Source organism: Ilumatobacter sp. (assembly GCF_030065885.1).
In the GTDB taxonomy this organism is placed as follows: domain Bacteria; phylum Actinomycetota; class Acidimicrobiia; order Acidimicrobiales; family Ilumatobacteraceae; genus Ilumatobacter.
Genome location: NZ_JASJCS010000047.1, coordinates 23,245 through 29,498, shown reverse-complemented (window position 1 = coordinate 29,498; position 6,254 = coordinate 23,245). Strand labels below are relative to the sequence as shown.

The 6,254-nt window shown below is 71.2% G+C and carries 8 protein-coding genes; 1 reads left to right on the top strand and 7 read right to left on the bottom strand.

Going from position 1 to position 6,254, the window contains the following annotated elements:
• The 7 genes from QNJ12_RS11630 to QNJ12_RS11600 all read right to left on the bottom strand — a co-directional run.
• On the bottom strand, positions 1-676 hold a 676-nt coding region (locus QNJ12_RS11630), incomplete at its 3' end, for a pyrroline-5-carboxylate reductase (protein WP_300622809.1).
• Positions 677-940: 264 nt separating this feature from the next.
• Positions 941-1,417 (bottom strand): YbjN domain-containing protein, encoded by a 477-nt coding sequence (locus tag QNJ12_RS11625; protein ID WP_300622808.1) that lies wholly within the window; start codon positions 1,415-1,417, stop codon positions 941-943.
• Positions 1,414-2,616 (bottom strand): glycosyltransferase, encoded by a 1,203-nt coding sequence (locus QNJ12_RS11620; RefSeq protein WP_300622807.1) that lies wholly within the window; start codon positions 2,614-2,616, stop codon positions 1,414-1,416. Before QNJ12_RS11620 ends, QNJ12_RS11625 begins: the two co-directional genes overlap by 4 nt.
• Before the next feature lie 311 nt (positions 2,617-2,927).
• Entirely contained in the window at positions 2,928-3,311 is a 384-nt protein-coding gene (locus tag QNJ12_RS11615) for a helix-turn-helix transcriptional regulator (RefSeq protein ID WP_300622806.1), read from the bottom strand.
• Between the two features lies 1 nt (position 3,312).
• Entirely contained in the window at positions 3,313-3,804 is a 492-nt protein-coding gene (locus QNJ12_RS11610) for a hypothetical protein (RefSeq protein ID WP_300622805.1), read from the bottom strand.
• 1 nt (position 3,805) lies between these two features.
• A complete protein-coding gene (locus QNJ12_RS11605; protein WP_300622804.1) occupies positions 3,806-4,183 on the bottom strand; it encodes a MoaD/ThiS family protein in 378 nt (125 codons plus the stop codon).
• Entirely contained in the window at positions 4,176-5,195 is a 1,020-nt protein-coding gene (locus QNJ12_RS11600; RefSeq protein WP_300622803.1) for a hypothetical protein, read from the bottom strand. Before QNJ12_RS11600 ends, QNJ12_RS11605 begins: the two co-directional genes overlap by 8 nt.
• 159 nt (positions 5,196-5,354) lie before the next feature.
• Here QNJ12_RS11600 and QNJ12_RS11595 point away from each other — a divergent pair, with 159 nt between their 5' ends.
• Positions 5,355-6,251 carry a peptidylprolyl isomerase gene (locus QNJ12_RS11595; RefSeq protein WP_300622802.1) on the top strand — a complete coding sequence of 299 codons (897 nt, stop codon included), beginning with the start codon at positions 5,355-5,357 and terminating at the stop codon, positions 6,249-6,251.
• The last annotated feature ends 3 nt before the right edge of the window (positions 6,252-6,254 follow it).

The following is a 6,254-nucleotide window of genomic DNA, read 5'->3' as shown; positions in this document are numbered from 1 at the left end:
GCGAGCTCACCATCGCCCGCAACCGGGCAGGGTCCCCGTGTTCCGCGAGCAACGCCGACGCGCCGACGAGCAGCTGCGCGACCATCTGCTCGGCCGTCGCCCGCGGGAGCCCTGCCAGGACCCCGGCATCCATCAGCGCCTCGGCGACGAGGAAGACGTACGCCGGACCGGAGCCGGTGAGCCCCGTGACCGCATCGAGCTGCTCCTCGCTCACCCGCACCACGAGACCGACGCCGCGCAGCACGCTCTCGGCCCAGTCGAGGTCCGCGGCACCGACTCCGGCTGCGCCGGCCAGCCCCGAGACGCCCTGGCCGACGAGCGCCGGCGTGTTCGGCATCGACCGGAGGACCGCGACGCCCGGTCCGGCGGCGGCGCCGATCGTCTCGGTGCTGACGCCTGCCGCCACCGACAGGATCCGCTCGGCGCCCGCCGCGGCGGCGGCCGCGGCGACGCCGGGGATGTCGGGTGGCTTGACGGCGAGCACCGCGGCGCGGCATGCCGGCACCTCGGCCAGGACGGCCACGCCGGCGTGCTGCCGTTCGAGCTCGGCGCGACGCTCGGCGAACGCCTCGACCACCGCGACACCCTCGCTCGTGACGGTGCCCGAGTCGAGCAGGCCGCCGAGGAGCGCGGCGCCCATGTTGCCGCCGCCGATCACCACGAGTTCGTACGCCATGGCGCGCCACCCTAGTGACGGGCGGGTTCGCGCCGGCCCGTGCGTTCGGTTCGCGCCAGCCGGTGCGTTCGGGTCTGCGCCGGCCCGTGCGTTCGGGTTCGCGCCGGGTGCCGCCGAGGCGGTCGGCCGAGCCGAGTGGTGGTGTTGTCCGGGCGGCTCGAGACGTCCGACTTCCCCGATCAGCCGCCCGGACACCACCAGTGGGGGTGGCGACATCGCCGAACGGGAAACCGACGCTCGATCAGCAGACGGTGGTAGGCGCGCTCAGTCGGCGACGTGGCTGGCGAATGCGAGCCGGACCAGCGCCCGGAAGTTGGCCTCGACCGCGACGTACACCGTGCCCAGTACCCGGTCGATCTCGTCGGAGGTCAGCGCGCCACCTGCGAGCTCGCCGCGGAGGTAGATCGCGTCCTCGGCACCGATCGAGAAGTGGGCGCCGACCAGCTCGTCGTTGCGGCGCAGCAGCAGCTCCATCACCGCCTCGACGTTCTCGGGCGGCGCCGGCAGGACGTACGTCTCGTAGCGCAGCGTGCGCTGGCCGAGCGTCAGCCAGATCGTGATCGCGTCCTTCTCCTCGCCCAGCATCCGGACGTACCAGCGGGGTTCGCCGAGCACGGAGTCGTCGCTGGTGCCCCGATCGATCGACGCGATGAGCGGGTTCTCGGCAGCCAGGGACTCGAGCCATCCGTCGACGCGGACGCGCAGGTCGTCGAGGCGCTCGCCGACGTGGAGGTCGGTCATCGTTCGCAGGCGACGAGTTGGCGCGCCGTGAGGTCGGCGTACAGGCGGCGCAGGCGGGCCGCCGCGAAACCCCAGGTGTACCGGCTCGCCCGCATCGACGCGGCCGACGACATCGAGTCCGCCAGCAACGGTTCGTCGATGATCCGCTCGATCGCCTTGGCGAACAGGAACGGGTCGCGCTCGGCGAGCAGGAAGCCGGTCGCCCCGTCGTCGACCAGTGACAGCAACCCGCCGACCGCGCTGGCGACCACGGGGACGCCGCAGGCAGCTGCCTCGAGCGCGACGAGGCCGAAGCTCTCGCTGCGGCTGGGCACGACGACCACGTCGGCAGCGCGGTAGTAGGTCGACAGGATGTGGTGCGGCTGCGGCGGCACGAAGCGGACCTGGTCGTGGAGATCGAGCTCGTCGACGAGCTGATGGGCCCGCTCGACCTCGCCGTCGCCGTCCGAGCCGCTCGCCCCGCCGACGATCAGCAGCAGGGCGTCGCGCCGACCCAGCGCGTGCAGGGCCCTGATCGCGACGTCGGGGCCCTTGAGCGGCTGGATGCGGCCGACGAAGAGCAGGACGGGCGCGTCGTCGGGCAGCTCGAGCGCGGCGCGGGCGCCGGCCTGATCGCCGGGCGCGAAGAAGGCGTGCTCGACCCCGGGCGCGACGATCTCGATCCGCCCGTGCGGGTCGCCGTACAGGCGGCGGAACTGCTCTTCTTCCTCGATGCAGCTGACGCAGATCGCATCGGCGCAGTTGATCAGCTCGGCCTCGGCGCGATCGCGCCAGGCCGACTCGGGGTCGCCGCCTTCGGCCTTCACGCGGGCGAGGGTGTGGAACGTCGAGACGAACGGGATGTCGAGCTCGTGCTTGATGCGGTGGGCGACCACGCCGCTCAGCCAGTAGTTGGCATGGACGACGTCGGCCCCGCCGTCGAGGTCGAGGTGTTCGAGCACGCGATCGGTGAACTCGTCGAGGATCTCGGGGAGCGCTTCCTTGGGCAGGTGGTGGGGTCCGGCCTCGATGTGGACGACCCGATGGTTGGGCTCGACGAGCACCTCGGCCGGGAGCCCCTCACGGTCGGCCCGGGTGTAGGTGACGCACTCGACGCCCGCCTGCGCCAGCGACGAGACGATCTCTCGCACGTAGACGTTCATGCCCCCGCTGTCGCCCGAGCCCGGCTGGAGCAGGGGCGACGTGTGCAGGGAGATCACGGCAACACGGCGCATCAAGACATCAAACGCTAGCGACTCGGTCAACATTCCCGATGGCCGAGCAGCCGGTGGCCGGGATTCGCAACACGACGCTCGTCTCACCGGCCGACCGCGTCGCGTCACGGAGGTGGGCCGAGCCCGAAGGGCTCGCAGTGTCGAAGCGAAGCGGAGATGCGAGCACGGTAAGCGAAGCCGGTCATCTCACCGAGCGAAGCAGCACCCGCCGGATCAGGGAGGCGAGGAGCGCAGCGAAGCGAGCAGCCGAGCTCCGGCAGGCGAGGGCGACGAACCCGAGCCCGTGCGCAGCCCGGTCAACGCTGCTCGAGGAAGCTCTCGTAGACGTTCAGCAGCGCCTGCTTCTGCTCGGCCGAGAGCTCGTCGTCGTGTTCGATCGCCTCGGGAACCGTGCTGGTCGGGCGATCGAGGTCGGGGAGGATGCCCGCCCTGACGTACAGGGTCTCGACGCTGATGCGCAGTGCGTTCGCCACCTGCTGGAGGATCTCGGCCGACGGCTTGCGGAGACCGCGCTCGATCTGGGAGAGGTACGGGTTCGAGACGTCGGCGAGCTCGGCGAGGCGGCGCACCGACATCTCGGCTCGCTCGCGCTGGCTGCGGATGAACGCACCGAGATCGAGGACGTCGCCCTCGGCATCACCCGTTGCGTCCCCCGACTCGCGGCGGGCGTCGCCCGCCATGTCAGCTGCCGAGCAGGCCGTCGACGGATGCCTCGCCGTCGCGGTACCGCCGCACGAGCTCGGCGCTCAACTCGTCGAGCCGCTCGAACCGCTCACGCCGGTTGTCGGACACCTCGCGCTCGAACGCGGTCAGTTGCTCCTCGAGCTGCTCCATCTCAGACGGCAGCAGCTCTTCGAGCCGGCTGAAGCCGTGCTCGGCGCACACGGCGTCGAGCCGGTCGGACAGCTCGTTGTCGCCGATGTTCTCGTCGACGGGACGAGGCGGGCGAGGCGGGCCACCGGTGAGGTGGGTGGAGAGCACGACGCGCAGCTCGCTCGACAGATCCTCGGCGGCATCGCCGCGATCGCGACGGTGCTGCTCGGCGCGCACGAGGTCGAGTCGAGCCTGCGCGACGCGACGTACGTAGGACACGACGTCGTCTTCGTTCTGCAGCTCGTTGCGAAGCGCCCGCAGCTCGTCGAGCGAGAGCGTCTTCGGGTCGGCCACGTTCATGTCATCCTCCTGACACCGGCGGCAACACCGCCAGTTCGTCCGCCGAGCCGATGGCATCGCTGCCGTCGGCCGGCTCACCGTTCACCCAGATCTTGCATGTGGTCAAGACCGCCGCGAAGCGATCCCCGTATCGTTCGGACGCGGATCGCAGCACGTCGTCGACCGTATCGCCCGGGAACTCGTCACGGCCCGTGCCGGCAGCATCACGCGCTGCAGCGAAGAGGCGAACCTGTGCCATCTGTTCCAGCGTACTGCCATCATCACGACCGAATGGGATGGTCGTCCCGACGAGATGTCCCAGGCGAGCTTCGTCGGACACGTGCGACGGCCGGTGGCTGGCGATCCGGGCCAAGAGCCGCTCGGTCATCACGTCAGTCATCGCCGGCCTCCGATGCGGGATCGCCGGCGACCAGCCCCGAGGTCGGCGTCGGCACGTCGACGGGATCGTCGGCCGACACCGAACCGGTGAACGTGCCGGCGAGCAGTCCGATCACGCCGACCACGACGGCGGCACCGACGGCGGACTGCCGTGCGGTGCGCTCCTCCAGGTGGCGCGACACGGTGCGCGCGTTGGCCATCTGCGGTGTGGTCGTGGTGCGGAGCGTGAACAGTGCACCGGCCACGAGCACGACACCGAGCGCCATCGCCATGATGCGGTCGTCGCGGTCCATCGGTGAGAGGCCGTGCGTCCAGCGGTCGCTCATGCCGCGCAGCGCGATCGCCACGTTGACGACGACGACGGCCGCGACCGCGCCGATCCAGCGCCGGGGGGCGATGTGGTGCTCGTCGGCCGACGAGAGCACCTCGCCGAGCGCAGCGAACGACCACCGGGTGCGGTCACCGAATCGGAGGCGACCGTCTGCGGCGACCACGTGCGCCGTCGCCGAGCCGACGACCCCTGCGGCGAGCGAGATCCCGGCCCAGAGCGGCGGCACGGGAACCGGGGCGACGCCGATCAGCAGTGCGACGGTGACCATCGCGACGAGTGCGAGGCAGCGGGGGCCGTCGGTCATCAGCCCCGCCATCGCCAGATCGGCTCGCTGGGTGAGCCGCTGTTCGTGCGAGGCGCGGATCGTCTCGCGAATGTCGCGGTGGAGGTCGGCGGCACGTGTGCGTCCCACGACGTCGGCCACCGCGAACGCGAAGCGGTGCGGCTCGCGCCGGTCTGCGCCGAACTCACGGCGGGGGTCCTCGGCGGTGAGCAGCGCGACGCCGATCACGAGACCGGAGGCGGCACCCAGCAGCTCGAGCAGGAACACCGCCACGGCGACGGGGTGGAAGGTGAGGTGCGTGAGGCGCCACGCGATCCACGTCGACCAGCCGGCGCCGGCCAGCGCCAGCGTCGACCAACCGGTCAGCGTGCGGGCGCGACCGAGCGGCTGCTCGCCCATCCCTCCGGTTGTGGCCGACTCGTCGAGGGCCATGATGCCGCCTGTGTCCCGCGGCGGTTCCGCACACCGCCGATGATGCTGGTATCGGGAGACCGGCGGCCGTTCTTGAGCGCCGGCCGCGGGGTCACTGCCCCGCCGCGGCGGTAACCTCGCAGCCTCGTGGGCACAGAGAAACGTGAACGTCAGAAGGCCAACCGCCTGCAGCGGCAGCTCGAGGCGGCCCGGGAAGAGCGCAACAGCGCGATCAAGCGCAACGTGCTGCGGTGGTCGCTGGTCGCCGTCCTCGCCGTCGCCGGCATCGTGTTGATCGCCTGGGTGGGCGGCGCCTTCGACGACGACGACGAGCAGCTGCAGTCGACCGACGAGGCCCTGTCGGCCGACGACCTCACCACTGCGACCGATCCTGTGGCAACCGTTGCGCCCGCCGAGACGACGCCGCTCGAGACGTTGCCGACGCCTGCGACGCTGCCGGCCGAGATCGTGCAGGCCGACCCGAGCGAGTGCCCGGCCACCGACGGCTCCGAGGCCCAGCGGCAGGAGTTCGACGAGTACCCGCCGTTCTGCATCGATGTCGAGAAGACCTACACGGCGGACGTGACGACCAACTTCGGCGAGATGTCGTTCCAGCTCGACCCGTCGCGAGCCCCGCTCACCGTGAACAGCTTCGTCACGCTGGCGCACTACCACTACTTCGACGGCACCGAGTGCCACCGGGCGATCCCGGGCTTCGTCGTGCAGTGCGGCGACCCGACGGCGACCGGCACGGGCGGTCCCGGCTATCGCTTCTCCGACGAGCTCCCCGAGGCGGGCGAGTACAAGATCGGCTCGCTGGCGATGGCGAACAGCGGGCCGAACACGAACGGCAGCCAGTTCTTCATCATCACCGGCGACAGCGGTGCCGCCCTCCCGCCGCAGTACAGCCTGTTCGGCGAGGTCGTCGGCGGCCTCGACACCACGGTGAGCGACCTCGACGCCGTGGCCAACCCGGCCGACAACGGCGTCCCGCCGCTCGAGCAGATCATCATCGAGTCGGTCGTCGTCACCGAGAACGCGTAGTCG